The sequence below is a fragment of the Streptomyces sp. NBC_00443 genome, assembly GCF_036014175.1.
Classification (GTDB): domain Bacteria; phylum Actinomycetota; class Actinomycetes; order Streptomycetales; family Streptomycetaceae; genus Streptomyces.
The window spans coordinates 1,850,121-1,876,638 of record NZ_CP107917.1 but is presented as its reverse complement, the minus strand read 5'-3'; the positions used below and the strand labels follow the sequence as shown (position 1 = coordinate 1,876,638).

Below are 26,518 nucleotides of genomic sequence, written 5' to 3'. Positions count from 1 at the left end.
CGCTGAACGGCTCATTCCCATGCGCGGACGTCTACGCTGAGGCCATGGACGCTCTCGCCGGCCTTCTGGAGGGCCCACGCGCGCGTGGCGCCTTCATGATCCGCGCGTGTTTCGAGCCGCCGTGGGCCATCCGCGTCGAGGACCGCGCCCCGCTCACCGTCATGGTCATGGTCCGCGGCGACGCCTGGGTGATCCCCGACCAGGGGGAGCGGCTCCGGCTGCGCCCCGGAGACCTCGCCATCGCCCGCGGCCCGGACCCCTACGTCTGCGCCGACGACCCCGGCACGGCACCGCAGGCCCTCATCCTGCCGGGCGCCGAGTGCAGCTACCCCGACGGCCGCTCCCTCAGCGGCTCGATGGATCTCGGCGTGCGCACCTGGGGCGACCGGCTCGACGGTTCGGCCGTGATGCTGATCGGCACCTATCTGTGGCAGGGCGAGGTCAGCGGGCGGCTGCTGAACGCGTTGCCGCCGCTGCTGGCCCTCACCGCCGACGTGTGGGACTGCCCCCTCACGCCGTACCTCATGGAGGAGATCGTCCGCGACGAGCCCGGCCAGGAGGTCGTCCTGGACCGGCTGCTCGACCTGCTGGTCATCGCCGCTCTCCGGGCCTGGTTCTCCCGTCCCGAGGCGGCGGCACCGGCCTGGTACGCGGCGCTCGCCGACCCCGTGGTGGGCCGCGTGCTGCGGCTCGTCCAGGACGACCCCGCGCACCCCTGGACGGTCGCCACGCTGGCCACGAAGGCGGGGGTGTCCCGGGCCGCGCTGGCCCGGCGCTTCACCGAACTGGTGGGGGAGCCGCCGATGACGTACCTCACGGGGTGGCGGCTCGCAATCGCGGCGGATGCCCTGCGCGACACCGACGACACGCTGGACGCGATCGCGCGGCGGGTCGGGTACGGGAGTGCGTTTGCTTTGTCGAGTGCGTTCAAGAGGGTTTACGGGGTGAGTCCGCAGGAGCATCGGGGGCGGGTCGTCGTCGGGTAGCCCGCGCCCCTGAAGGCGTTGCGGCGTAGCCTCGCCTCTATGTACGCGGAGCGGGCGTCCCGGCTGCCTGGCGCCGTGGTGTGGACGAACACCCCCGGTGAGCCCGGTGCGGGGCGGGTGCTGCCCGACGGGTGCATGGATCTGCTCTGGAACGACGGGCGGCTGCTCGTCGCCGGCCCCGACACCCGGGCGTACGTCACAGAAGGGGAGCCGACCGCCTGGGCGGGCGTGCGGTTCTACCCGGGGACCGCGCCCGGCTTTCTCGGCGTGCCCGCGCACGAAGTGCGTGACCGACGTGTCGACCTCGCTGATCTGTGGCCGGCCTCGGACGTACGACGGCTGCGTGGCCGTATCGAGGCCTCGGCCGACACGGTGACCGCGCTCGAGGACGTGGCGCTGGAGCGGGCCGCCGACGTGGAGCGGCCGGACCCGCTGCTACGGGAGGTCGTCACCGCCCTCGACTCGGGGCACCCCGTCTCCGCCACCGCCGACCAACTGCATTTGGGCGCCCGCCAGTTGCACCGACGCTGCCTGGCCGCGTTCGGGTACGGCCCCAAGACGCTGGCCCGGATCCTGCGGCTGCAACGCGCGCTCGCACTGGCGCGGGACGGTGTCCCCTTCGCGGAGACGGCCGTCCGGGCGGGGTACGCCGATCAGGCTCATCTGGCGCGGGACGTCAAGGAGTTGGCGGGCGTGCCGCTCGGTGAGCTACTCGGCCGCAGCGGCGGCTAGCGGTGCGAAGAGGTCGACGCCGTTGCCGTCCGGGTCATGGGCGGAGGCGTACCGCTGGCCCCAGAAGGCGTCCCACGGCTTGAGCTCGCCGTGGTAGCCGGCGCCCACCAGGTCCTCGTACACCGCGTCGACCTCCGCCGGGTCAGCACACCGCAGGGCGAGCGAGTGACGGCCGCCGCCCGTGGGTGGCTGCCACTCCGGGAGGAAGGACCGCACCGTCTGCTCGGTGTCGAGCAGCAGCCGCAGCCCGCCCGGCAGTTCGGCCTCGGCGTGCGGCTCGTTCTCGGCGCCCGCGGGGAACGCGAACCCGAGGCGGCGGTAGAAGGTGACAGAGGCGGCCATGTCGGAGACGACGAGGCCGATGGCATCGAATCGTGGAGTCATGCGGCCACCGTAGGCACGCCGGATCCGGCCGGTCTTGAAGGAATCGGACACATCAGCCGAAGGTCACCGGTCCCAGGGGCGTGTCCACGGTGAAGGTGATCCCCACCGGGCCCGTCGAGAGGTCGAGGTCCGTGCCGAGGGCCGCCAGCAGGGGCCGGATCTCATCCGGCTCGGGGGCGCTCGCGGACAGGGACAGCAGGGGAGTGGCGGGCAGATCCGAGGCGGTGGGGTGGACCGTGGCACTCCAGTCGATGAGGAAGGGCACCAGGCCGGAGGGGTGGGCGTCGTCGCCGTCGGTGAGCCGCCACTCCAGGAGGGTGCCGTCGGGTCTGCGGCGGCTCATCGACTGAGCCGGTCCGGGATCGTAGCCCCGGCTCCGGGCGGCGGCGATGGCGGCGTCCAGGTCGGGCGGGCTGATCGCCCAGGTGACCGTGCGCGGCGCGGTCAGCCCGTCGACCTCGAAGGGGCGGGGCGCGCCGGGCGCGGACCGCTCGGGGTCCGGGCCGATGATCTCCAGGTAGCTCATGCCGCCCAGCGACACCAGGTAGTTGCGGGTGCCGAGCCCGACATGCACCCCGCCCGGGGCGGGGGTCACGCCGGTGCGGCGGGCGAAGTCGGCGACCGTGGCCGACAGGTCGGGCGTCGCGAGGACGAGATGGTCAAGGCGCGCGGGAATGGCGTTCATCGCAGCCGAGGCTACGCAGAGCGGCGCACGATATGGAACACCTGTGCGCCGGCGGGAGGACCACTCCGGTCATGATGGACCATGCACGCGTTGCTTCCTGGGCGGGGGCGTGGGCGGAGGTGTGTGCGGGGTGAACTGGCCGTACAACCGGGGCGGTTGGGCCACTATGCTCGACCGTATGTCCGTGCGACTGCTCGTCTGCACCCGCACCACCGCCTACCGGCACGCGTCCATCCCGGCCGGCGTCGAGGCCGTACGCACCATCGGTGACTTCGAAGTCGACCACACTGAGGACCCGACGGCCTTCGAGCAGCCCCTCGACGGTTACGCAGCGGTCGTGTTCCTCTCCACCAGCGGCGAGGTGCTCACCCCCGCCGGACGCGCGCGGTTCGCCGCGTACGTCGACGCGGGCGGCGGCTTCGTCGGAGTGCACGCGGCGGCCTGCACGGAGTACGACTGGCCGTACTACGGCGAGCTGTTGGGTGCCCGGTTCGACCGGCACCCCGACCACCAGCCGGGCAAGGTGGTCGTCGAGGACCGCGAGCACCCGGCCACCCGGCACCTGCCCGCCGTATGGGACTTCGTCGACGAGTGGTACGACTTCCGCACCAACCCCCGAGGCACGGTGCGGGTGCTGGCCCGTGCCGACGAGTCGTCGTACGACGGAGGCGGCATGGGCGGGGACCATCCCCTGGTGTGGTGCCGTGAGCAGGGAGCCGGGCGCGTCTTCTACACTGCGCTCGGCCACGCCGCCGAGGCCTACGACGATCCCGGCTTCCGCGCTCATCTCCTCGGCGGGATCAACTGGGCGGCGAGGCCGGGCCGGCGATGACGCGGGCCAGTGCGGCGTGACCGGGCGGGCCCCAGGTGGGCTTGCCGCCGGGGCGGCCGTGGACACCTGCCTCGCCGATGAAGATGCAGGCGAGGGCTTTCATCACCGCGCAGCCGCGGGCTCGGCGCAGGGTCGCGGCGTCCGGCGCCGGCCGGTAGGCGGCGAAAAAGCGGTCGGCGGCGCCGTCCGGCAGCAGGAGCCAGGCGGCGGCGAGATCGTACGCCGGATCGCCCCCGCAGAGGTCACCGAAGTCGATCACGCCGCTGAAGGTGCCATGCGCGGTGAGGACGTTGGCCGGGTGCAGGTCGGCATGGAGCCATCGGGGCGGCCCCGTCCACTCGGGCGCGGCGACAGCGTTTTCCCAGACCGCGCGCACGGCGTCCGGGTCGGGGAGCAGGCCGAGTTCGGTGGCCGAGGCCAGCCCTTTGGCGACCCCCTCGGCGTGGTCCGCCAGCGGGCCCCCGCGGTCCCGGCCGGAAGGCGCCCCCTCAGGGGCGGGACGGTGAAGAGCCGTCAGGAAGGCGGCCAGGGCGTCGGCCGACGCCACGGCGTTCGTGACGGGGGCGCGGTCGGCGGGCTCGCCCGGCACCCAGGTGGTGACGATCCAGGGCCGCGGAAACCGCTCGGAGGGGTGGCCGAGGCGCTGCGGGACCGGGACCGGGAGGGGAAGGCGCGGGGCGAGGGCGGGCAGCCAGGTGTGTTCCTTGCGCAGCAGCTCGTCCGCGGACTGCGTCGCCCAGGGCAGTCGGACTGCGAGATCGTCGCCGAGCCGCCACACCTGGTTGTCCCAGCCGCGCGCGCCGAGTGTCACGGGGCGGTCGGCGAGATCGGGGTGCTGGTCGTGCAGCAGGTCCCGGACCAACTCGGCGGTGATCTCGATCTCGGTGTGGGTCATGCGGGGCAACGGTAGTCGGACGGCGGCCCGGGCCGACGCGGGCGGGCCCCGGCGCGTTCGTCCTGCGCCGGGGCCCGCTGTACAGGCTGCCGTTACGGGGTCACGAGGCCGGGAGCCGCCTGCGAAGCGCGCGGAACTGGGGGCCGTAGGTGCCGGGGACGTAGGGGTTGCGGGTCTCCATCAGTTCCACGGCCGGCCTCTCCAGGCCGCGCATGGCGTGGATGGCCGCGTCCAGGGTGCGGTGGCCGCCGCCGGCCCAGGCCGCGTCGAGGGTGTCCAGCACGGTGCTGTAGGTGGCGTCGAATTGGTGCAGGAGCCGGCGGACCTCGGCCGGCGGGTTGGGCCAGCCGCCGACCGGGATCGGGGCCATGGGGCGCACCTCGGGAAAGGGCACGGGCGCGCCGACGTACCGCCAGCCGTCCTCGGTCCGGCGCAGCTCCCGGCCGTGGTAGATCTCGCCGAAGGCGTAGTAGTGCGCGGGGTGGTCGTCCTCGAAGGAAGCGGACGGGGAGCTGGTGGTGCCCTCGCCCTGCTCCATGATGATCCTGATGGCGTGCTCGACGTGGTCGAGGTTCTCGATCGGGGACAGGTCGTCGGAGAACACGTACTGGGACAGCTGGCCCCGCGCCGACAGTGCAGGCCGCACCGTCCGGAACGCGTTCAGCAGCCCCTCGTAGAACTCCCCGACGGTGGGTGAGGTCTGCACGCTGCGGACGAGCGATTCCTCGGGGGCCTCGATCGCCATCATCACATCGCGCACGTAGGCCTTGGTGAGGCCCGACAGGTAGACGTGCACTCCGGCACGGACACCGCCGGGCAGCGGGCCCGGGAAGACGGGTGCGGCGGCCTTGATCTGCGGTCTGCCGCCCACGGCCACGAGCAGGTTGCAGGTGATGCCGAGGTGGTACATCTCGTCGCCGACGATGCGCTGGATCAGCCGCGCGACCTCACTGCGGCGGTCCTTGACGGACCACAAGCCGCAGAAGTAGGGCGGGATGGTGGCGAGTTCCAGGCCGACGGCGACCTGAAGGGCCGACTTGATCCAGTCGACTCCGCGGCCTTCCTGGGGAACGGCCAGCAGCCGAGCCACGGACCCGAGGGCGGGCGTCGCGAGCGCACCGCCTGCCGGTAGTGCGGCAGCCTGCGCGGGACCGGCGACCGCGACCGCGGCCGGGGTGCCGCTCGCCAGCGCGGCGGACGCAAGGAAACTCCTGCGCCTGAACGGGGCAACTGTCTGCCTGTCCGGCTCTTCGCTCATACCCGTCACTCTCGACTCTCGCCTCAGCTCATCGCCATGGCCCCGCCTCGGCTCGATGCCCTCGGGACCCTCGGACAGCTCGCGAAGCTAGCAATGATCAACGCCGCCACCAGGGCGGACGGGCCGGGCGGCGCATCAACCACCCTGTCGGTCCAACGCGATCAGGGGCGCCACGGCGCCGGGGAACCGCTCAGTGCATGTGCGCGTCAACGGTCCTGTCGTCGGCCTCGTGCACCGCGATCCGGGCGAGCTTCGTCAGCATCATGCCGTTGCGGATCCGGACGAGATAGTCGACGGGGAGCCCGTGCATGCGGACGCCGGGGCCACGCAGGGCATGCCAGTCGAGGATGAAGAGGGTGTTCTCGCCCCACGGGATCAACTGCATGGCGATGCGGGCCGCACCGAAGGGGTCCGCCTTCGCCTCCAGCTCCAGACGGCGCTCCGGTTCGCAGATCCGCACGACGCAGGTGTCGTCGAGGACCGCGGTGCCGACGCCGACCCGGACCTGAAGACGGGCGCCCACGGCGGGCCAGTGCGGATCGGCGGCGCGGACCTGCTGGGTTCCCGACACCCACTCCCCGTAGCGACGGCCGTCGGACAGCAGGCTCCAGACCTTCGACGGGGAGCTCAGGATCAGACGGCGGTTCCGGGCCACACCGACCACGCTCCTTCTGGACGATCCTGAGCTGCTCGACCTGCCCTTCGACGCTAGCGGCCCCGGGCACCCCCAGCACCCGTAGTGCGGGCCTGCCCGGCCAACCAGGTGAAGGACTCAGCGGGACAGCCCGCGCGGCCCCGCCGTGCTCGCCCGCTCCACCAGCCGTGTCGACAGCTCGGTCCGCGTGCTCTCCGGCCGTTCCCCGTCCATCATCCGCACCAGCAGGTGCAACGCCGTCGCCGCCATCTCCGACAGCGGCTGGCGGATCGTGGTGAGGGCCGGGGCGAGCCAGCGGGCCTCGGGCAGATCGTCGAAGCCGACGACACTCATGGCGTCGGGCACGTTCAACCCGCGTTCCGCCAGCGCCTCGTAGACACCGAGGGCCATCCGGTCCGAGCAGACGAAGACCGCCGTCGGCGGCTCGGGCAGGTCGAGGAGCTCCAGCATGCGGCGGCGGGCGAGACCCTCGTCGAAGCCCGCGTGGCGGACGTACTCGGGGCGGTGGCGCACCCCGGCCGAGGCGAGCGCTGAGCGGTAGCCGGCCACCCGGGCGGTGCTGCACATCTTGCGCTGGTGACCGGCGATCACGGCGATCAGCTCATGGCCCAGCGCCAGCAGATGTTCGGTGGCGAGGACGCCGCCGTGCCAGTTCGCCGCGCCCACCGACACCACGCCCGGCGGCGGATCCAGCACCGGATCGATCATCACGAACGGGACGCGGTGCTGCTCCAGCCACGCGTACTGCGAAGGCGTCAGCTCGGCCAGGTTGAACAGCACCCCGGACGAGCCGCGCGCGATGAGCTTGTCCAGCCAGCCGCGCTCCGGACGGCCGCCCCGCGTCCGGGTCAGCCCGGCCGAGACCACCACCTCCAGGCCCGCGTCGTGGGCCGCCGCCTCCACTCCGTGCAGCACCGCACCCGACCAGGAGTTGTCCAGCGAGTGCACGACGAGGTCGACCAGGCCCGGCGTCTTCGCCGCGTCGAAGCGCGGTCTGCGGACATAGCCGAGCCGGTCCAGTGCCTCGGTGACCCGGCGGCGGGTCTCGGGGGCCACGTCCTCCCGGCCGTTGACCACCTTGGACGCGGTCGGCACGGACACCCCGGCCTCACGGGCCACGACCGCCAGGGTAGGACCGGCCGCCACGCTCGCACTGCCCGTACGGACCATCGGGAACCACCTCTCCGGCCCTCCCGAGGGCCCTGAAAAGTTTCGACCAGCGCGGAAACAGTAAGCGCTTCCTACCCTAGGTTCGCCGCGATGAGTCCGGAAGAGGCAGGAGTTCCAAGGACTGCACGGACCGCGGCTTTCGAAACCTCGAACGCGCCCGGCGTCACCGGCAGGTGACGCCCTCACGGCCGTACCAGAACCCCGCCAGGCCGCAGGCACAGCGAGACGCCCCGTAGGCGACCGAGCCAGACATTCGGCACTCCAGCTGCAGGTTCTGGCTTCCACAGCACCCCCTCAGGCCGCCCACCCGCAATCCCCCACCTCAATCCCCCCACCTCAAGCCACCCGCCCCAAATCCCCTTCCCGAACCTCATGCACCAACCGCCCACCCCCGGCCACCCGCTCCAACTCCTCCACCACGATCCGCCCGAGCCGCTCCAGCTCGTTCCCGAGCGACCCGGCGATATGAGGGGTCAGGAAGACATTGGGCAGGTGGTACAGCGGCGACCCCGCAGGCAACGGCTCCGGCTCGGTCACGTCGAGCACCGCGTGCAGCCGCCCGGAGACAAGCTCATCCGTGAGCGCCCCGGGATCGACCAACGCCCCACGCGAGGTGTTGATCAGCACGCCCCCGTCCCGGATCAGCCCCAGCCGCTCCCCGTCGAGCATCCGGTACGTCTCGGGGATGTCCGGCGCATGCAGGCTGACGATGTCGCTGCGCCGCAGGAGGTCGTCCAGCGACAGCAGCTCGGCGCCCAGTTCGGCGGCCTCGGCGGCGCTGACGTACGGATCGTGCAGCAGCACCGTGAAGTCGAACGGCCGCAGCAACTCCAGCAGGCGTCTGCCGACCCGCGACGCCCCGATGACGCCGATCCGGCGGCCGACGTTGCCGGTCGCGGCGGTCTCGCGATGCGTCGGGTAGGCATGGGTGCTGCGAAAGCGCTCGCGATGGCCGAAGGTGTCCTTCCCGGCGAGCAGGATCATCGCCAGCGTGTACTCCGCGACCGGCAGCGCGTTGCCGGTCACCGCGCTGGAGACGGTGACACCGGCCTTCCACAGCGCGTCGCCGACCAGCGAGCGGACCGAGCCGGCGGCGTGCAGTACCGCACGCAGTCCGGGCGCGGCGGTGAGGACGTCGGTGTCGAGGTGGGGGCAGCCCCAGCCGGTGATGAGCACCTCGGCCCGGGCGAGGACCTCTGCCGCGGCCGGGTCGGTGAAGTCCCGTACGACGAGCGTGGGGTCGAGCTCGGCCGCCTGCCGCAGCCGGGCCATGAGCGGCGGCGGGAACAGCAGGGGAGATGCACCGGATCCATCGCGAACACGGCCCTCAAGGGGTGCGGGCTGGGCATGACTCTCCTGAGGCGCTGAGTTGAGCATTGAGTTGAGCACTGAATTGAGACGGTGAGGATGGCGCTGAACGAGAACGTTTCAGAAAGCGCCTTCTACCGTAGATCTGGCGGATGGGTCGGGCAATCGGTGAGATGAAGAGCGAAGCTCTCGTGCGATGGTCGCCAACGCCTTCGAACTCATGCGCGGCTACGGCGGGTTCGACCTCGCTGCGGCGCAGGAGATGATGATCAGGGTCTTCTACCTCGGTGCCGGCCATCGGGATCCTCACCGACAACGCCGCCAAGCACGAGCCAGGCCCTCGGTCGCCCCCGAGGGCGGCGGTGGTGACTACGGCTCCGACAGCGGCGGCTACGACCGGCTCGGCTTCGGCACCCTGATGTACGCCAAGTAGCCGGGTAATCCGAACAGCCCTCACAACCGCTCGTGCGCCGGAATATCGGGCCACAATGAGTTGCTCTGATCTTCACGGTGCACGAGCGCGGTGAGGAGGCTGGTGGACGTATGACGGCAGTCCAGGCAGACCCCGTGGTGAGTACGCCCTTCGGTGCCGTACGGGGCCGGTACGAAGACGGCGTCGCGGTGTTCCGGGGCATTCCCTACGCGGCGCCGCCGTTCGGCCCGCACCGGTTTCGGCCGCCCGTGCCGCCCGAGCCCTGGGACGGTGTGCGCGAGGCCGCGGACTTCGGGCCGACACCGCCCAAGCCGCCGTATTCCGAGGCGTTCGCCCAGTATCTGTCCGACCCCGTCGTGCCCGGCGACGACTGTCTCAACCTGAACGTCTGGACGCCCGAGCCGGGCCCCGCCGCCCGGCTCCCCGTCATGGTGTGGCTGCACGGCGGCGCCCTGACCCGCGGCTCCTCGGGCATGCCCGTGTACGACGGCCGGCCCTTCGCCCGCGACGGCGTCGTCCTCGTGTCCGTCAACTATCGACTGGGCGTCGAGGGCTACGGCTATTTCCCGGACACCCCGGCCAACCCCGGCCTGCGCGACCAACTGGCCGCCCTGGAGTGGGTGCACGCCTCGATCGAGGCGTTCGGCGGCGACCCCGGCCGTATCACCCTGTTCGGCCAGTCCGCCGGCGCGATCAGCATCGGCGCGCTGCTCGCCGTCCCGCAGGCCCAGGGCCTGGTCCGGCGGGCGATCCTGCAGAGCGGGCCGCCCGAGGCCGCCGAGCGGGACAAGGTACGGCGGATGGTGCGCCGTATGGCCACCCGGCTGAAGATCCCGGCCACCGCCGCGGCCTTCGCCGACGTCGACCGAGAGCTGCTCCTGCGCACCCAGGCCGACGTGGGCCGGCTCAGCAGCCCCGTCGTGGGCGGGCCCGCCTTCGGGATCGTCGTCGACGGCGACATCGTCCCCGAAGATCCTCTGGAGGCACTCACGGAGGGTGACGCCGCCTCGGGCGTCGACCTGATGATGGGCTGGACCCGCGACGAGTACCGGCTGTGGCTGGTGCCCGGCGGGCTCCTCGAGCGCGTCGACCGTCTCGGTGCCGTCGCCCTGGCCGGCGCCATGGCCCGCTGCCGCGTCGGCGCCGACGTCCCCCGCGGCTACCGCGCCCTGCACCCCGAGGCCGGCACCGCCGAGACAGTCGGCCAGATGGTCACCGACCACCTGCTGCGCGGGCCCCTGCACCGCCTGGCCGACGCCCGCCCCGGATCGTCGTACGTGTACGAGTTCGCCTGGCCCTCCACGCTCCCCGACCTCGGCGCCTGCCACGCCCTGGAGCTCGGCTTCGTCTTCGACACCGGGGACGTTCCCGAGTCCCGCAGGCTGGCCGGGGAGGGAGCGCCGCAGGAGCTGGCCCAGGAGATGCACCGAGCGTGGGTGCGGTTCGCGGTGGAGGGCGACCCGGGGTGGCAGACCTGGGACGACTCGCACCCGGTGCGGATCTTCGGCGACGGCGAAACCCGCACCGCGTTCGGCCCCCGCGACCCCGAGCTCGCCCTGTGGGCCACGGCCGCCCCGCCCGAGGCCACACCCATGTCGGCCCTTGCCGACGGTGCGCCGCCCCCGCGCGGCACGGAGATGCGATCGGTCGTACGCCGACTTCGCCTGCCCGGCGCGGTCCGCCGCCACTGACACGCCACGCCGGCGGGACCGGTGTCCCGCCTGTCCCGCTACTCCTTCAGCGAGGCGACCGAGTCCCGCACCACCACGTCGTGCCCAGCAGCAGTGCGACCAGGGCGTACCCGCCGCCCTCGTTGTCGTACTCGATGACCGTGAGCGTCGCTCCGAGGCCGAGCGGCGGCCGGCGGCGATCACCGGCGAGCCGGTGCGTCCGTTACCGCGCCGCCGACAAGGTCCGGGCGATGGAGCCGATCGCGTCCGGGCCGACCCGGCAGCACCCGCCGATCAGCCGTGCGCCCGATGCCCGCCAGGCCTCGACCTGTTCGGAGACGAAGCCGGCCTCGCCGGACCAGGCCCGGGCCTTTGCGTCCCAGGCCTCGCCGCTGTTCGGGTAGACCACGACCGGCTTGCCCGTGACGCGGGCGGCGATCTCGACGGCGCGCTCGACGTCCTCCGGCGCGCAGCAGTTCACGCCGACCGCGATCACCTCGTCGGCGTCGGCGGCCAGGGCGAAGGCCTCCTCCAGCGGCTGCCCGGCGCGGGTGCGGTCACCTGCGACGGAGTACGACAGCCAGGCCGGCACGCCGAGCCCGCGCACCGCCCGCAGCAGCGCCTCCGCCTCGTCGGCGTCCGGAACCGTCTCCAGTGCCAGTACGTCCGGCCGCGCCCCGGCCAGCACCTCGAGGCGGGGCCGGTGGAAGCGCTCCAGCTCATCGACGCTCAGCCCGTACCGCCCCCGGTACTCGGAGCCGTCCGCCAGCATCGCCCCGTACGGCCCGACGGACGCGGCCACCCACAGCGGTCGCGTGACATCCTTGCCCCGCGCCTGTCGGGCCGCCTCCCGGGCCAACTCCACGCTCAGGGCGAGCAGCTCGGCCGCCCGATCCTGCTCGACCCCGCGCCTTGCGAACCCCTCGAAGGTCGCCTGGTAGCTCGACGTGATCGCCACGTCCGCGCCCGCCTCGAAGTAGGCGAGATGTGCCTCGGTGATCGCCTCGGGCCGCTCGGCCAGCAGTCGCGCCGACCACAGCTCGTCGCTCAGGTCGTGCCCGGCGGCCTCGAGCTGGTTGGACATCCCGCCGTCGAGTACGACGGGCCCGGCGGCGAGGGCTTCGGCGAGGGTGTTGGTGCTGGTCATGGTGACGACGGTAGTCGAGTCGGGCCGGGGGACCAGCAGGCGGGACGTTTCTCGGCGTCCCCGGGCTGCCGCACCCTACGCCGCATGCCGCCCACCCCGCCGGCGTCCGCGTCCGAACCTCGTCGCCGGTACCGCCAGCCCGACGAGCAGGCCCGCGGCCAGGACGTACGGCCACCAGCCCAGGCCGCCGGCCGCCGCGCTCGTGGTGCGGGGGGCGGGGGAGGCGAGGGCGTCGGCTGCTGTGCGGGGGCGGTCGGAGGTGGAGGAGGGGCTTGCGGTGACGGCGGTGAGGACGACGTCGTTGCCGTCGCCGCCCCGGTAGCTGATCCGGTAGGTGGTGTCGTCCAGCTGGAGTTTCTCGCCCTCCTTGAGGCCGGTGAAGGTGCCGGTCGTCTTCGTACGCCCCCGGTGGTCGAGGACGGTGATCCGGCGGGCGGAGCCAGGCGCGGTCGCGGCGGCCGCGAGGTCCAGGTCGCCGGCCAGGCGGACGGCGCCCGTCACCTTCAACGGGCCCTCGCGCAGAACCAGTTCGCCCTGCGCGGACTGGGCGTAGCCACCGGAGACGGTCAGACCGCTCGCGACCACGCCGTCGTTCGTCACCGCTCCCCGCACGGTGCCCTTGCCGGTCAGCGTCTGCGCCTCGCCCACGCGCAGTCCCGAAGCCGACGCGTCCAGACGGGACTTCGCCGATGTGAGGCGGATCGCCTTGCTGCGGGCGAGGGTCGCGCCGTCGCGCAGGGCGAGGGTGCCCTGCTTGACCGTTGTCGCGCCGGTGTATGTCACCGCGCTTCCCGTCAGGGTCGTCGTCGCGGCCCCCGACTGCGTGAGCGACCCGCTGCCGCTGATGCGGGACAGGGACAGGGGCTTGCTCTTGTTGTTCAGGACCAGCGAGCCGTCGTTGACGACCTTGTAGAGGTCGCCCCGCGTGTAGAGACCGCCGTCGCCGCCCGCCCGGCCGCTGCCCAGCCGTAGCACGGCCCCCTTCTCGACGGTCGTCGAGCCGTCGTAGTACTGCACGGCGGCGAAGGTGACGTCGTTGCCCTTCGTCCCCTCGATGACGATGTCCCCGGCGCCGGGCGCGGCGAGTGTGTCGTGGAACCTGCCGCCGCCGATGGGGGCGCCGAGCGTCACAGGGCCGTTGTAGTCGAACGTCAGGAGTGAGCGGGACCGGGCCGCGAGCAGGTTGATGTAGACCGTCTCCGCCGTGCCCGGCATGAAGATCCTGTTCGTCGTGCCGTCGCCCCACCGGACGTTCGCGCCCTTGATGTTGGTGCCGCGCTTGTTGACGTTCTTCCGTGCCGGCGTCCAGTTCAGGGCCGGGTCGCTGAGCGAGGGATCGGTGTCGCCGCCCTGGTTCGACCAGCTGTACTGGCCCGTCAGGACCACCTTGCTGCCCGGCCGGGACTGGACGTTGATGTCGCTGCCGTACTCGCGCTGGTAGAAGTCCATGCCCATGGTGACGGTCCGGCCGAGCGGGGTGTCCACGGTCCACGTGCCCTGGTTGAGGACCTTGCGGACGCCTGGCAGCGAGGTCGCGAACTCCGGCCGCCCGGCGTTGACCTGCGTGCCGTTGTCGATCACTCCGGAGAAGGAGTGGGCGCCCGACAGGTCCCAGGTGCCCCAGAGGAACCGCGGCTGGGTGATGAGGCCGGAGCCGCTGACCGTGCCCAGGTTGTAGGCGCTTCTCAGCGACAGCCGCAGGGTGCCGTCGACCCGGAGGTTGTCCTGGTTCAGCCGGAACGCCGGGGTGTTGTACGGGAAGTGGCCGATCAGCCCCGTGGTACCGCCGTTGCCGTACTGCAGGGTCGCCCCGCGCTCGACCGTGACGGCCGGCGGGTCGGCGTCGGCCGTGGTGACGTACGGGTGGTTGCCGCCGAGGACGCTCACCCGCTGCCGCTGCCGGGACTTCGGCAGGGTGAAGTCGCTGTCCCTGGTGAGGATCAGCGTGCCGGTGCCGCGCACGGTGAGCGTGCCCTCGCCGCGGAAGACGCCGTCGTACGTCGTCGTCCCCGACGGCACGGTGACGACCGTGTCGCCGCTGAGCGTCACGTCCCGGTCGGCGAGGACGTCGGCGGTGACGTCCCGGCCGGCGGCGACCGCCGGGGGAGCGGCAACGGTTAGGGCGGCGACGGCTGCCAGGGCGCCGACGGCCGCTGCTGTCTTGTGGGTATGGCTGCGCACATGATCGGGGACGGGCGGAGTTGGGCGCCGATAACAGAAACTTGGCGCTTTTCTTTGTCTCGCCGGACTCGTTGACCTCCTGGTAACACACCCTTACCTTTCAGTCGTTCGTAATGACAGATCCTGTTCGTTATCTCGAACGTCGAGCATTTCCTGAGAGGCATCCCCCCGCATGAGCCGCGATCGCGATCTGCCCCAAGTGCCCCCTGCCCGCCAAGCCCCCAACCGCAGACTGCTGTTGAAGGGCGCCGCAGCCGCCGGAGCCCTGACCGCAGCCTCTGCCCTCCCCGGTGTCGCCCACGCAGCGCCCCCGAAGGCAGCCCGCTACGTGAACCCCCTCGTCCAGCAGCGCGCCGACCCCCACATCCACCGCCACACCGACGGCTTCTACTACTTCACGGCCACCGCCCCCGAGTACGACCGCATCGTCCTGCGCCGCTCCCACACCCTGAACGGCCTGTCCACGGCCGCCGAATCGGTCATCTGGCGGGCCCACCCCACCGGCGACATGGGCGCGCACATCTGGGCACCGGAGCTGCACCGCATCGGCGGCAAGTGGTACATCTACTTCGCCGCCGCGCCCGCAGAGGACGTGTGGCAGATCCGGATCTGGGTCCTGGAGAACTCCCACCCCAACCCCTTCAAGGGCACCTGGGTGGAGAAGGGCCAGGTCAAGACCGCCTGGGAGACCTTCTCCCTCGACGCCACCACCTTCACGCACCGCGGCTCCCGCTACCTCTGCTGGGCGCAGCACGAACCGGGGCTGGACAACAACACCGGTCTCTTCCTGTCCGAGATGGCGAACCCGTGGACCCTGACCGGACCTCAAGTGCGACTGTCCACACCCGAGTTGGACTGGGAGTGCATCGGCTTCAAGGTCAACGAGGGCCCGTACGCCCTCAAGCGCAACGACCGGATCTTCCTGACCTACTCGGCCTCCGCGACCGACCACCACTACTGCGTCGGCATGCTGACCGTCGACGCCGACGCCGACCTGATGGACCCGGCCAACTGGTCGAAGTCCCCGGCCCCGGTCTTCACCAGCAACGACACGACCAAGCAGTACGGCCCCGGCCACAACTGCTTCACCGTCGCCGAGGACGGCCGCAGCGACGTCCTCGTCTACCACGCCCGCCAGTACAAGGAGATCGCCGGCGACCCGCTGAACGACCCCAACCGCCACACCCGCGTCCAGAAGCTCGGCTGGAACCCGGACGGCACCCCGAACTTCGGCATACCCGTGGCGGACACGGCCGCCGCGCCCGCCGCAACCGTCGAGGAGAGTGCTTGAGATGAGACGTGCCCACGCCGCTCTGCTGGCCCTCTGCCTGGCCATCGCCGGCGCCCTGGCCACCGCAGGGCCCGCCCAGGCCGCACCGCAGACCATCACCAACGGCACCCAGTTCACCGACACCTCGGGCAACCCCGTGCACGCGCACGGCGGCGGTGTCATCAAGGTCGGCTCCTACTACTACTGGTTCGGCGAGAACCGCAACGCCGACAACACCTTCCGGTACGTGGACGCCTACCGCTCCACCGACCTGAAGAACTGGGAGTTCAGGAACCACGTCCTGACCGAGTCCAGTGACCCGGAGCTCGCCACCGCCAACATCGAGCGCCCGAAGGTCATGTACAACGCCTCCACCGGCAAGTTCGTCATGTGGATGCACAAGGAGAACGGCGTCGACTACAGCGAGGCCCGCGCCGCCGTCGCCGTCTCCGACACGGTCGACGGCACCTACACCTGGCAGGGCAGCTTCCGCCCGCTCGGCCAGCACATGTCCCGTGACATCACGGTGTTCGTGGACACCGACGGCGCCGGATACATGATCTCCGCCGCCCGGGAGAACTACGACCTGCAGATCTACCGCCTGACCGCCGACCACACCGGCGTCGCGAGCCTCGTCGCCGACCCCTGGCACGGCGGCCACCGCGAGGCCCCCGCCCTGTTCAAGCGCAACGGCGTCTACTTCATGCTGACCTCGGGCGCGACCGGCTGGAGCCCGAACCAGCAGCAGTACGCCACGGCCACCAGCATCGCCGGCCCCTGGACGGCGATGAAGAACGTCGGCGACTCCACGACGTACGGCTCGCAGACCGCGTACGTCCTGCCCGTGCAGGGCGGTTCGACCACCTCCTACCTCTACCTCGGCGACCGCTGGGGCAACTCCTTCGGCGGCACGGTCAACGACTCCCGCTACGTCTGGCTGCCGCTGGCCTTCCCCTCCTCGACGTCGATGTCCATGTCCTGGTCCCCCGAGGTCACCGTCGACACGGCCACCGGATCGATCAGCGGCACGAGCGCCACGTACAACACGCTGATCGCACGGCACTCCGCCAGGTGCGCCGACGTCACCAGCCAGTCGCTGTGGCAGGGCGCCCAGCTCAAGCAGTACGACTGCAACGGCGGCACGAACCAGAAGTACTGGTTCAGGTCGGCGGGCAGCGGCTACTACCAGCTGATGGTCAGGAACAGCTCCCTGTGCGTCCAGGAGAACGCGAACACGGTCACGCAGGAGAACTGCAACGCCTCCTCGACCAACCAGCAGTGGTCGGTCACCACCACCGGCTCCTACGTGACCGTCAAGTCCCGCGCGACCGGGGAGTGCCTGGACGTCAACGGCGCGTCCACCGCCAACTCCGCCGCGGTCATCACGTACACCTGCAACGGGGCGACGAACCAGCAGTGGACGCGCGGAACCTGAGGTGACGTCAGGCGAGCAGGTCGATCGCGTCGATCGACGTGCCCGCGCTGAGATAGCCGGTCGACCCCGAACCGCTCACCACGTCGATCTTCAGCACGTTGTACTGGCCGGTGTCCGTGAGCCAGGCGCTCGCCGGGACGCTGTAGGTGAACGTGTGGTTGTTGCCCCGGTAGGACCCGTTGGTCAGGGACCGGGTGCCCGGCTGCGTGGGCGGGGAGGGGATCGCCGAGGTCCAGTCGTTGACGCCGATCTGCGGCCGGCCGTTGGCGTAGGCCGTCGTCACGCCGATGCGCAGCGTGTGCGCGGCGGCAGCCTGCGCGGCGGTCAGCCTGAAGTACACGAGCAGACCGCTGTTGACGTCCTTCCAGAGGTAGCAGGGGAAGGACGCCGTCTCGTTGTTGCCGATCACCACGTTGCCGGTCCAGGCGGCGGCCCGGACGTCGGACGGATGCGCGTACGTCATCAGGTCGGCGTTCTTGAACCCGCTCGGCGTGCCGTTCCAGTCCCCGATCCGCCAGATCGCGCTCGCGTTGCCCGGGTCGTTCGAGGACGGTATGGCGATCGTGTTCAGGGTGGTCGTGCCACCGGCCGTGACGGTCACCGACCCCGTGTACACGGCGAGTTCGCCCTTGAAGACGGTCAGCGTGTACGTCCCCGGCAGCACACCCCCGATCGAGAACCAGCCGTCCGACGCCCGCGCCGAACCCCAGTACTGCGCCGCCGAGTTGGCGAGCCCGACCGTGTACGGGTACGCCGTGTTGCGCCCCGTGATCCCGACCCCGGCCACCTTGCCGCGCCCGCTCGCGCCGACGTACCCGGACATGCCGAGCGAGTCCGCCCACGACGTGGTGAGCGTGCCCGGGAACAGCGACGAGGAGGGCGGCCCGCCGTCCGTGAAGGCGATGACATACGGGCCCTGGAGGCCGAAGCGCTGGGCCTCGGTCTGGTTCTGGCCGTAGTACAGGATCTCGTACAGGCCACCGCCGTCCGCGCTCTGGTGGCGCAGCAGTGAGCGGTAGAACGGGCCGCCGGACGCCTTCTCGTGGTTGCTGCGCACGATCCACAGGCCGACGCCGCCGGCCGACCAGCCGACGTAGTCGTAGTCCGTCACCCGGCGCTTGGCGTAGTGCTTCGAGCGGGTCTGGCCGTCGGACTTCGCGAAGACGTCCGAGGCCTCGATGGTGGTGGGCGCGTAGGTGTAGGAGTCCGGCTCGTCGTTGAGGAACAGGCCCTTCTTCACACGCAGGATGTAGCGGGTGGCGGAGACCGACGTGTCGGCCTTGTTGGTCCACAGGTAGATGTTGTTCTCGCCGCTGCGGGCGGCGTAGTAGTGCCGCAGTGTGCCGTACGCGACCGAGATCAGGATCGTCGAACCCGACTGCCTGATGGACACGGTGGACGTGCCGAGCCCGGACTCGATGTGCGAGTTCATGCCGCCGTAGCCCTGGTACTCGGTGCCGCGGTAGACCAGCGAGGTCAGGTCGCCGTTGCTCTTGCTGACCTTGAAGACGAGGTCGGCGCTGGTGTCGACGACGTAGTTCGCGCCGTCGTCGCTCCAGCCGAAAGCCGCGGCGCGCGCTGTCCCGGCGAGGGCCGCGGTGCCGGCGGCGGCCGAGACGCCGAGGACGAAGGTGCGGCGACGAACGGATCTGTCAGGGGATCCGGACATGGGGGTGCCTCCTTCGGAGTGTTTCGGAGTGTGGGGTGCGGGTGTTGTGCAGGGTGACAGTTGAATCGATTTGGCGAAAGGGCTTGCGCGAGCTTGGGCTGGGCATTGCTTCCAATCCTCATCGACGTCTAGAAAGCGCTTGTCAAAACGGGTACGGTCCAGGCGCACGCCGCGTCCGTCCGAGTGAGGAGTCGCGCATGAGACGTTTCAGCTCCGTCGTACTGCTGGCCGCCACGTTGGGTGCCGTGCCCGTGCTGACCGCGGTACCGGCCCGGGCCGCACACGCCAACTGCACCGCCGCCGCCTGCCACTTCGACGTCCCGCCCGGCACGTACGACGTGAAGGTCCTCCTCGGCGGCGAGGCCGCGTCGAGCACGAGCATCACCGGAGAAACCCGCCGCACCCTGCTCCCCGAGACGGCCGCCGAGGCAGGCGAGCGCGTCGCCCGCAGCTTCACCGTGAACGTCCGCACCCCCGAGGGCGAGCCCACCGGCCCCGCCGGAACCACCGGCCTCGACCTGCAACTCGGCGGCTCGGCCCCCGCCCTGGCCGACATCAAGGTCACTGTGGCCCGGCACGCCCGCCAGATCTTCCTCGTCGGCGACTCCACGGTCTGCGACCAGCCCGGCGACCCGTACTCCGGCTGGGGCCAGCAGCTGCCGCAGTACCTGCGCAAGGGCCTGTCCGTCGCCAACTACGCCGACTCGGGCGAGAGCACGGTCAGCTACCTCGCCGACTCCCGCCTGTGGGCCACCGTCCGGCCGCAGATCCGGCGCGGCGACCTGGTGCTGGTCCAGCTCGCCCACAACGACAAGACCACCGACGAGGCGACGTACCGGGCGAATCTGGAGACCCTGGTGGCGGGCGTGCGGGAGGAGGGCGGGGAGCCGGTCCTGGTGACGCCCGTCGTGCGCCGCTGGTTCAACTCCGACGGCACGCTGAACAACGACACGGCCCTGCTCGTGAACGGCCTGGGCGTGGACCACCCCGCCGTCGTCCGCTCCGTCGCCGCCGCCCACGACGTCCCCCTGATCGACCTGACGGCGAGGACCAAGGCGCTGGTGGAGTCCCTCGGCGTCGAGGCGTCCAAGGCGCTCTACCTCTACAACGAGAAGCGGGACAACACCCACACCTCCGTGCACGGCGCCACGACGTACGCGGGCCTGGTCCGCGACGAACTCGTCGCCCGGCATCTGGTGCCGGAGCGCCTGATGCGGGTGGGATGAACCCCTGGGGCGCTCCGACCGGAACCGGGGCGCCCCAGGTCCGGACCGAGCCGGCGAGAAAGAGACCCGATGCACCTGCCTCCCGAAGACCGCACCCGCAGCCCGCACACCGGCTACACCCGCGCCCACTGGGAGGCGGCCGCCGACGCCCTGCTCGCCGCGGTGGAGCCCTACGCCACCGAGGACCGCGCCCTCTACCACCTCCCCGGCGACCACGAGAGCTGGTCGGGCCGCCTCTCCGACGGCCTGGAGGGCTACGCCCGTACGCTGCTCCTGGCCGCGTTCCGCCGCGACGAGACGGTGCTGGAGCGCTATGCCGACGGCCTCGCGGCCGGCGTCCGCGGCAGCTGGCCCCGCGTCGAGGACCGCAGCCAGCCCCTGGTCGAGGCGGCCTCGATCGCGCTCGCGCTGCGGCTGACGCGGCCGCTGCTGTGGGACCGGCTGGACGACCCGGTACGGCAACGGGCGGCGGCCTGGCTCGGCGACGCACTGACAGCCGAGGCCTGGCCCTGCAACTGGGAACTGTTCCCGGTGACCGTGGGCGGCTTCCTCCAGGAGATCGGACACGAGGCCGAGGAGTCCCGCAAGGCGATCGACCGGGGGCTGGAGCGCATCGAGAAGTGGTACGTCGGCGGCGGCTGGTACACGGACGGCGACGGCCGCAAGTTCGACTACTACAACGGCTGGGCCATGCACCTGTACCCCGTGCTGCACGCCTGGCTCGCGCAGGACGAACGGCTCCTCGCACTGTACGGCGGCCGGCTCTCCCGGCATCTGGAGGACTACGCCCGCCTGTTCGGCGGCGACGGCGGCCCCCTGCACCAGGGCCGCTCCCTGACCTACCGTTTCGCCACCACGGCCCCCCTGTGGCTGGGTGCCCTCACGGGCCGTACGCCGCTCACGGCGGGGGAGACCCGGAGGATCTCCTCCGGCGCGCTCAAGTACTTCCTGGAGCGGGGCGCCGTGGACGCGAACGGTCTGCTGACCCTCGGCTGGCACGGCCCCGACGAGGCGATCCTCCAAGGCTATTCGGGCCCGGCGTCCCCCTACTGGGCGAGCAAGGGCTTCCTCGGCCTGCTCCTGCCGGCGGACCACGCCGTCTGGACGGCGCAGGAGGAACCCGCGCCCGCCGAGCGCGAGGACGCGGTCACCGCGATCGCCGCCCCCAACTGGCTGGTGCAGTCGACGCGTTCGGACGGCCTGGTCCGCCTCCACAACCACGGCAGCGAGGACGTCCGCTACGACCCGTACTACACGCGTCTCGCCTACTCGACGGCGACGGTGCCTTCGCGGTGGTACGACAACAGCGTCATCGTCGGCAGCGACGCGAGCCGAACGGACATCGTGCCGCTCGGTGTGGGGGAGGGCTGGGCGGCCTCGCGGCACTCGGCGGGTGGGGGCGCCCGGGTGACCAGCCTTGTGCTCGCGCACGGCGCCGTGGAGGTGCGGGCGCATCTGGTGGCGGGAGCGGCGGCGGGGACGCCGGTGCGGGTCACCGGTTGGGCCTGCCGGGACGGCGTACGCGGGGAGATCCGACCGGTCGTCGCCCTGGACGGCCGCCTCTCCGGCGCCACCGGCGCCACCGACACCCTGTTCGTGGTGCTCGCCCGGCTCACCGCTGAGCTGAACCCCACGCCGCTGGACGAGCTGGTGGCCGTGCGGGTGGACGACGAGGGCGTGATCCACGTCCGCTGGAGCGAAGGGCGGAAGGTCGAGGCACGGTTGACGGACGGCGAGGGCGTCGACGTGCACGTCAGCTGAAGATTCAAGAGTGTGGCCGGGTCACTTCGGCCGGCACCGAAGCGACCGGCGCCTAGCGTTCGGGGCATGACCGAAACCGCCCGTCCCGCCCCCGCCGACGCGGTCACCGCCATGGTCGACCACGTCCTCACCCTGGCCGCGACCTGGCCGGACTGGGACGGCACGCTCGCCCGTGTCGATGACCGCGTCTACACCCCGCACAAGGCGGTCCGCCGCGTCGCCGACCACCTGATCGACCACCTGGCCGAGCTGGAGGCACGGCTGGCGGGCGAGCAGCCCCAGCCCGACCACTGGCACGCCTCCAGCATCACCACCGAGGCGGACCTCGCGCCCTTCACCCCGCAGGACCTCGACGAGGCCCGCAGCCGGCTGACCCGGCTCGCCCGTGTCTGGGCCAACCGACTGGACGCCCTGAGCGACGACCAGCTCGACCACTCGCCCGGCGAAGGCTGGAGCTTCCGCGACATCGCCCGCCACCTGGAGGGATCGGCCTACTACGCCGAGGCCGTCGGAGACCTGTCGTGACCGCCCGACCACCGGAGCCCCCCTCATGACCACGTTCGCCGAACTCCACCACCGCGACGAGCCCCTGCTGCTCCCCAACGCCTGGGACCACGCCTCGGCGCGGGCCCTCGCAGAGCGGGGATTCCGCGCGATCGGCACGACGAGCCTCGGTGTCGCGGCGGCCGCCGGTCTGCCCGACGGGGCGTCGGAGACCCGCGACGAGACACTGCGGCTCGCCCTGGCCCTCGGCTCGGACCCGTACCTTCTCTCCGTCGACGCGGAGGACGGTTACAGCGAGGATCCCGACGAGGTGGGGGAGTTCGCGCGGCAACTCACGGCCGTCGGAGCCGTCGGCATCAACCTGGAGGACCGTCTCGGCTCCACGGCGCTGCATGCCGCGAAGATCGCCGCGGTCAAGTCGGCGGCACCGGGTCTCTTCGTCAACGCCCGCACCGACACGTACTGGACGGGAGACGGTGAGGGGACGATCGACCGCCTCGACGCCTATCAACAGGCGGGCGCCGACTGCGTGTTCGTGCCGGGGCTCAGCGAACCCAGGGAGATCGCCGCCCTGGTGCGGTACGTCGACGTTCCGCTCAACGTCCTCTACGCACCGACCGGCCCCACCGTCCCCCACTTGGCCGGCCTCGGCGTTCGCCGCGTCAGCCTCGGCTCGCTGCTCTACCGGCGGGCGCTGGGCGCGGCGTTGGAGGCGGTCGAGGCGATCAGGGAGGGCCGGGCGCCGGGCGGGGCGGCCCCGTCGTACGGTGCCGTGGACGCCCTCGCCCGCCGTGGCGAGTCGAGCCTGTCGGGGCGATCCGACTCACAGCGACGGTGAGTGCGTCCCTGTTAGGCTTGACTCTTTCCCGGGTATCAGACCCTTTGGACTCATCACCGGCGAGGGACCGAGGAACCATGACCATGGACATCCCCGGCGACAGGCGACTGGCGGCCGCCGTCGTGATGGACGACCAACAGCGGGTGCTTCTGGTGCGCCGCAGCGAGAGGGAGCGGTTCCTGCCACGGGTGTGGGGTGTCCCCTGCGGGAAGCTGGAGCCCGGCGAGAGTCCCGAGGACGGGGCCCTGCGTGAGCTGAAGGAAGAGACCGGACTGCTCGGCGAGATCGTCCGCAAGGTCGGCGAGTCCTCGTTCCTCAGCGACTACCGGGGTCACGAGATCAAGAACTGGCAGGAGAACTTCCTGGTCAGGCCCTTGTCCACCGCGGTCACCCTGCCCGAGCCCGACCAGGCCGCCGCCTGGCTCGACCGGGCCGAGCTGACGAGCGTCGAGATCGACGCGTACAACCTCGACATCGTGCGGCAGGCGTTCACAAGGCCCTGAGCCGTTCCGCCAGTTCCCGCAGCGCGTCCATATAGTCCCCGACCGCCAGTGGCACCTTCGCCACCGCGCCCGGATGCGGGCCCGCCGCCGTGAACACATCGGTGTGGTGCCGCCGTTCGGCGCCCGTCTCCAGGAAGAGCGTCACCGTCGGCTCGTCCGTGTCGCACCAGGCCCGGTGCAGGGTGTGCGCGGGCAGGGCGTACGAGCTGCCCGCCGCGTACTGTCCCACGTGCGTCAGCCGCAGCCGTGCCGGACCGGCCGGCCTCAGCACCCAGTCCGCCGAGCGCTCCGCCAGCGACTCCTCGTAGCGGGCCGTCGCCAGGTCGCCGACGCCGTCGCCGACCTCGTACAGCTCCATCGCCAGTCGACCCCGTACGACATAGGAGGCCAGCGGCGAGCGGTGGTTGTGGACGTCCTCCTCGCCGATCGCGCCGGCACCGGGATGCCACACGTGCGCGCGGAGCATCCGGCGCGGGCCGCCGTCGATCAGCAGCAGCTTGTCGAAACCGAGGACATGACGGTACGACAGTCGCGCGCAGCCCTCCGGGTCGCCCTCACCGGAAGCCAGTTCCGCGATCAGCTCCAACAGGCGGTCCGGGGCGCCGAGTTCGGCGGCGACACGGCGGGCCGTGGCCACCCGCTCGTGCTCGGGAAGCTCACCGTCCAGCGACTCGGCCAGCAGCCTCCGTGCCGCCAGGACCTGCCGACCGCCCATGCACTCATCCTCCAACGCGCGCTCGCTCCAACGCCGCTCGTCACATCCGGGTTCAGCCGTCCGGCTGGTACATCCATACGGCATGCGCGCGCAGCGCCGAAAGACCTTGATAGGTCATCCACATGGGCCGTCGCAGCTCGGTGCTGTCGCCCCGGCCCCAGGACCAGATGCCGTCCGTCTGCCCTGCCCACACCGCGGCGACGGCCCCGTCCAGCCGCACCCGCCACTCGTCCTCCAGCCCGTCGGCGCGGGCGATCTCCACGGCACCCGGCGAGAGCAGGGCGCGGACCAGCCAGGAGGCGGTGAAGTGCCGTACGTTCAGGACCTCGTGGCGGGACGGGTCGTCCGTACGCGGCCGGCGTACCTCCTCGTGCAGGTTCTCCAGGTCCGGGCAGGTGTCGTGCGGTGCGTCCGGGCAGGACAGCAGCCAGCGGACGCCGTCCTCGCGGGCGGTCCGGGCCCGTGCGGCACGCGCGTCCGTGTCCTCGCCCAGGACCCGGGCGGCCCGGTCCAGGGCGACGACGGCCTGCGCGGTGTGCAGCGGGGACGGTCTGCCGTACGGCGGCTGCAGCCGGTAGCCCCAGCAGCGCAGGTGGTCGCGGCGCGGGTCGCTGATCGCGCCGTCCGCGAGGACCTCGCGCAGCGCGGGCAGGATCTCGGAGCGGGGTGCGGCACGCAGCAGCCCGCGCAGCACGGTCGTGACGACGTGCGTCGACTCCAGCCCGGCGCGGTCGAGTTGCCGGGTGAAGGCGCCGGTGCAGCGGTCCACCTCGGCAGCCAGCCGGTCGGCGGACGTGCCGGCCCGGGCCAGTGCGCCCAGCACCAGGGCGGTGACCTCCGGGCGGGCCTCGGAGCCCTGCGACCGTGCCGACCAGCCGCCGTCCGGGAGCCGCAGCCGCCACAAGGTGTCCACCAGGTCGCCGGTGCTCAGCCCTCCGTCGGGCACGCCCAGGTCGAGCATGATGTGCAGGCCGTACGCCGTACCGACGGGCGTCGGCCGTGAGGGCGTGTTCTCGCCGAGGGAGTGCGGCCAGCCGGTGAGGCGCCCGCGCTCCGGGTCCGCCACGACCGACACCTGGTCGACGAGGGTGCCGTAGGCGGAGGCGAAGACCTTCGGAAGCGGGCCGGGCGCCCCCGGTGCCATGGCGGCGGGCCCTACGGCGGTGGCCCGCGCGGGATCGGCGGCCGCAGCCGCTGCCGTCCGGGCCCGCAGCAGCGCCGCGGCCAGCCATGCGGCGACGAAGGTGGCGAGCCCGCTGATCCCGGAGATCACATAGCGCGCGGCCGAACCGTCGAGGGAGTCGGGCAGCACACTGAACAGGAACTGGAACACGCCATATCCGGCGGCCGCCGCCCCGAGGCCGCCGAGCCAGCCGACGAAGCGCGCCGGGGGCGAGGTGTCCGAGGGGTCCTCGTCGGGTGCGGGAGGGTCGGTGCGGGGCTGACGGGACCTCAAGGGGCCGCGTCCGAGCTGCTGTTGGGACAAGACGCACCCTCCCCCGTGGTGGCGGCGTGTGACCTCCGCGAAGCTTCCAGTCTAAGTGGTCAGCGTGGCGCCTGGGGTGGCTGCCCGCCGTGCTCGCTGCGCGGCCAGTTCATGAGCGCCACGTGCAGCGCGTCGACGGCACGCTCCCAGGACTCCCGTACGTCCCGGGGAGCGCCGAAGGCGCCGGTGGACTCCAGGGCGCAGTAGCCGTGGAAGGTGCTGCGCAGCAGGCGGACGGCGTCGGTGAGGTCGGGTTCCTCCAGGCCGTACGCGCGGAGCATCCCGTAGGTGATCTCGGCGGTGCGGCGCATGGCGGGGGAGTCGGCGACGAGGGTCTGGTCGATGCGGATCTGGGTCGCCGCGTAGCGGCCCGGGTGCTGAAGGGCGTACTCCCGGTACGCGTCCGCGAACGCGGCCAGCGCGTCCTTGCCGGCCCGCCCGGCGACGGCGGCGGCGATCCGGTCGATCATCTCGCCGCCCGCCAGCAGCGCGACCCGGGTCCGCAGGTCCTGCAGGTTCCGGACGTGCGAGTACAGACTCGCGTCCTTCACCCCGAAGTGCCGGGCCAGCGCGGACAGGGTGACGTTCTCGAACCCGACCTCGTCGGCGAGTTCGGCGGCGGCCGCGGCGAGGCGGTCGGCGGTGAGTCCAGCGCGGGCCATGGGGTGGGTGACCTCCGGAGATGAGACTGGCCTAAGGCCCCTAGGAGCCATCCTAGTGAGTGCCGGGCCGGACCAACCCCGTCTCGTACGCCAGGACGACGGCCTGGGCGCGG

Annotated in this window: 24 protein-coding genes and 1 pseudogene; 12 read left to right on the top strand and 13 right to left on the bottom strand. The window is 71.8% G+C overall.

Annotated elements, in window-relative coordinates:
- Window positions 1-44: 44 nt before the first annotated feature.
- Together OHO27_RS08450 and OHO27_RS08445 are read left to right on the top strand one after the other, a co-directional pair.
- On the top strand, window positions 45-986 hold the full coding sequence (locus tag OHO27_RS08450; protein ID WP_328421850.1) for an AraC family transcriptional regulator: 942 nt from the start codon (window positions 45-47) through the stop codon (window positions 984-986).
- 39 nt (window positions 987-1,025) lie between these two features.
- Window positions 1,026-1,718, top strand: a complete 693-nt coding sequence (locus tag OHO27_RS08445; protein WP_328421849.1) for a helix-turn-helix transcriptional regulator — start codon at window positions 1,026-1,028, stop codon at window positions 1,716-1,718.
- Here the strand turns inward: OHO27_RS08445 and OHO27_RS08440 are convergent.
- Entirely contained in the window at window positions 1,695-2,102 is a 408-nt protein-coding gene (locus OHO27_RS08440; RefSeq protein WP_328421848.1) for a VOC family protein, read from the bottom strand. The genes OHO27_RS08445 and OHO27_RS08440 overlap by 24 nt on opposite strands.
- A 52-nt stretch (window positions 2,103-2,154) precedes the next feature.
- Window positions 2,155-2,787 carry a VOC family protein gene (locus tag OHO27_RS08435; RefSeq protein ID WP_328421846.1) on the bottom strand — a complete coding sequence of 211 codons (633 nt, stop codon included), beginning with the start codon at window positions 2,785-2,787 and terminating at the stop codon, window positions 2,155-2,157.
- A 178-nt stretch (window positions 2,788-2,965) separates the two neighbouring features.
- On the opposite strand from OHO27_RS08435, the gene OHO27_RS08430 reads away from it, so the two are divergent.
- Window positions 2,966-3,619, top strand: coding sequence for a ThuA domain-containing protein (locus tag OHO27_RS08430; protein WP_328421844.1), 654 nt, complete (start codon window positions 2,966-2,968; stop codon window positions 3,617-3,619).
- Here the strand turns inward: OHO27_RS08430 and OHO27_RS08425 are convergent.
- From OHO27_RS08425 to OHO27_RS08405, 5 genes and pseudogenes are all read right to left on the bottom strand, one after another.
- Window positions 3,588-4,514 carry an aminoglycoside phosphotransferase family protein gene (locus tag OHO27_RS08425; protein WP_328421842.1) on the bottom strand — a complete coding sequence of 309 codons (927 nt, stop codon included), beginning with the start codon at window positions 4,512-4,514 and terminating at the stop codon, window positions 3,588-3,590. The genes OHO27_RS08430 and OHO27_RS08425 overlap by 32 nt on opposite strands.
- Window positions 4,515-4,614: 100 nt before the next feature.
- A complete protein-coding gene (locus tag OHO27_RS08420) occupies window positions 4,615-5,772 on the bottom strand; it encodes a ferritin-like domain-containing protein (RefSeq protein ID WP_328421840.1) in 1,158 nt (385 codons plus the stop codon).
- 190 nt (window positions 5,773-5,962) lie between these two features.
- Window positions 5,963-6,427 (bottom strand): SRPBCC family protein, encoded by a 465-nt coding sequence (locus OHO27_RS08415; protein ID WP_328421837.1) that lies wholly within the window; start codon window positions 6,425-6,427, stop codon window positions 5,963-5,965.
- 117 nt (window positions 6,428-6,544) lie between these two features.
- Window positions 6,545-7,597: a LacI family DNA-binding transcriptional regulator gene (locus tag OHO27_RS08410; RefSeq protein ID WP_328421835.1), complete on the bottom strand. Its 1,053-nt coding sequence runs from the start codon at window positions 7,595-7,597 to the stop codon at window positions 6,545-6,547.
- 336 nt (window positions 7,598-7,933) lie between these two features.
- Window positions 7,934-8,946, bottom strand: a pseudogene (locus tag OHO27_RS08405) (hydroxyacid dehydrogenase).
- 155 nt (window positions 8,947-9,101) lie between these two features.
- On the opposite strand from OHO27_RS08405, the gene OHO27_RS08400 reads away from it, so the two are divergent.
- Complete coding sequence (locus tag OHO27_RS08400) at window positions 9,102-9,338, top strand: hypothetical protein (protein WP_328430737.1); 237 nt, start codon at window positions 9,102-9,104, stop codon at window positions 9,336-9,338.
- A gap of 110 nt (window positions 9,339-9,448) precedes the next feature.
- Window positions 9,449-11,029, top strand: a complete 1,581-nt coding sequence (locus tag OHO27_RS08395; protein WP_328421833.1) for a carboxylesterase/lipase family protein — start codon at window positions 9,449-9,451, stop codon at window positions 11,027-11,029.
- Between the two features lie 202 nt (window positions 11,030-11,231).
- On the opposite strand, the gene mmuM is transcribed toward OHO27_RS08395, so the two are convergent.
- Both mmuM and OHO27_RS08385 read right to left on the bottom strand, forming a co-directional pair.
- On the bottom strand, window positions 11,232-12,155 hold the full coding sequence (mmuM, locus tag OHO27_RS08390) for a homocysteine S-methyltransferase (RefSeq protein ID WP_328421831.1): 924 nt from the start codon (window positions 12,153-12,155) through the stop codon (window positions 11,232-11,234).
- A 75-nt stretch (window positions 12,156-12,230) separates the two neighbouring features.
- On the bottom strand, window positions 12,231-14,336 hold the full coding sequence (locus tag OHO27_RS08385) for an autotransporter-associated beta strand repeat-containing protein (RefSeq protein ID WP_328421829.1): 2,106 nt from the start codon (window positions 14,334-14,336) through the stop codon (window positions 12,231-12,233).
- Window positions 14,337-14,508: 172 nt separating this feature from the next.
- Between OHO27_RS08385 and OHO27_RS08380 the strand changes: the two genes are divergently transcribed.
- Together OHO27_RS08380 and OHO27_RS08375 are read left to right on the top strand one after the other, a co-directional pair.
- A complete protein-coding gene (locus OHO27_RS08380; RefSeq protein WP_328421827.1) occupies window positions 14,509-15,627 on the top strand; it encodes a glycoside hydrolase family 43 protein in 1,119 nt (372 codons plus the stop codon).
- A gap of 1 nt (window position 15,628) precedes the next feature.
- Window positions 15,629-17,041: an RICIN domain-containing protein gene (locus OHO27_RS08375; protein WP_328421825.1), complete on the top strand. Its 1,413-nt coding sequence runs from the start codon at window positions 15,629-15,631 to the stop codon at window positions 17,039-17,041.
- 7 nt (window positions 17,042-17,048) lie between these two features.
- On the opposite strand, the gene OHO27_RS08370 is transcribed toward OHO27_RS08375, so the two are convergent.
- On the bottom strand, window positions 17,049-18,710 hold the full coding sequence (locus tag OHO27_RS08370) for a rhamnogalacturonan lyase B N-terminal domain-containing protein (protein WP_328421823.1): 1,662 nt from the start codon (window positions 18,708-18,710) through the stop codon (window positions 17,049-17,051).
- A 197-nt stretch (window positions 18,711-18,907) separates the two neighbouring features.
- On the opposite strand from OHO27_RS08370, the gene OHO27_RS08365 reads away from it, so the two are divergent.
- The 5 genes from OHO27_RS08365 to OHO27_RS08345 all read left to right on the top strand — a co-directional run bounded on the left by OHO27_RS08365 (window position 18,908) and on the right by OHO27_RS08345 (window position 23,542).
- Window positions 18,908-19,936: a rhamnogalacturonan acetylesterase gene (locus tag OHO27_RS08365; RefSeq protein ID WP_328421821.1), complete on the top strand. Its 1,029-nt coding sequence runs from the start codon at window positions 18,908-18,910 to the stop codon at window positions 19,934-19,936.
- Window positions 19,937-20,005: 69 nt separating this feature from the next.
- Window positions 20,006-21,697, top strand: a complete 1,692-nt coding sequence (locus tag OHO27_RS08360; protein ID WP_328421819.1) for a DUF2264 domain-containing protein — start codon at window positions 20,006-20,008, stop codon at window positions 21,695-21,697.
- A gap of 66 nt (window positions 21,698-21,763) precedes the next feature.
- A complete protein-coding gene (locus tag OHO27_RS08355) occupies window positions 21,764-22,222 on the top strand; it encodes a hypothetical protein (RefSeq protein WP_328421817.1) in 459 nt (152 codons plus the stop codon).
- Window positions 22,223-22,247: 25 nt separating this feature from the next.
- Window positions 22,248-23,039 carry an isocitrate lyase/PEP mutase family protein gene (locus tag OHO27_RS08350; RefSeq protein ID WP_328421815.1) on the top strand — a complete coding sequence of 264 codons (792 nt, stop codon included), beginning with the start codon at window positions 22,248-22,250 and terminating at the stop codon, window positions 23,037-23,039.
- Between the two features lie 77 nt (window positions 23,040-23,116).
- Entirely contained in the window at window positions 23,117-23,542 is a 426-nt protein-coding gene (locus OHO27_RS08345) for an NUDIX hydrolase (protein WP_443059524.1), read from the top strand.
- On the opposite strand, the gene OHO27_RS08340 is transcribed toward OHO27_RS08345, so the two are convergent.
- Genes OHO27_RS08340 through OHO27_RS08330 form a run of 3 tightly spaced genes read right to left on the bottom strand, consistent with a single transcriptional unit; the run spans window position 23,529 to window position 26,405 of the window.
- On the bottom strand, window positions 23,529-24,257 hold the full coding sequence (locus OHO27_RS08340; RefSeq protein ID WP_328421813.1) for a hypothetical protein: 729 nt from the start codon (window positions 24,255-24,257) through the stop codon (window positions 23,529-23,531). The genes OHO27_RS08345 and OHO27_RS08340 overlap by 14 nt on opposite strands.
- 52 nt (window positions 24,258-24,309) lie before the next feature.
- On the bottom strand, window positions 24,310-25,743 hold the full coding sequence (locus OHO27_RS08335) for a hypothetical protein (protein WP_328421812.1): 1,434 nt from the start codon (window positions 25,741-25,743) through the stop codon (window positions 24,310-24,312).
- Window positions 25,744-25,802: 59 nt separating this feature from the next.
- Entirely contained in the window at window positions 25,803-26,405 is a 603-nt protein-coding gene (locus OHO27_RS08330; protein WP_328421810.1) for a TetR-like C-terminal domain-containing protein, read from the bottom strand.
- Window positions 26,406-26,518: the final 113 nt, after the last annotated feature.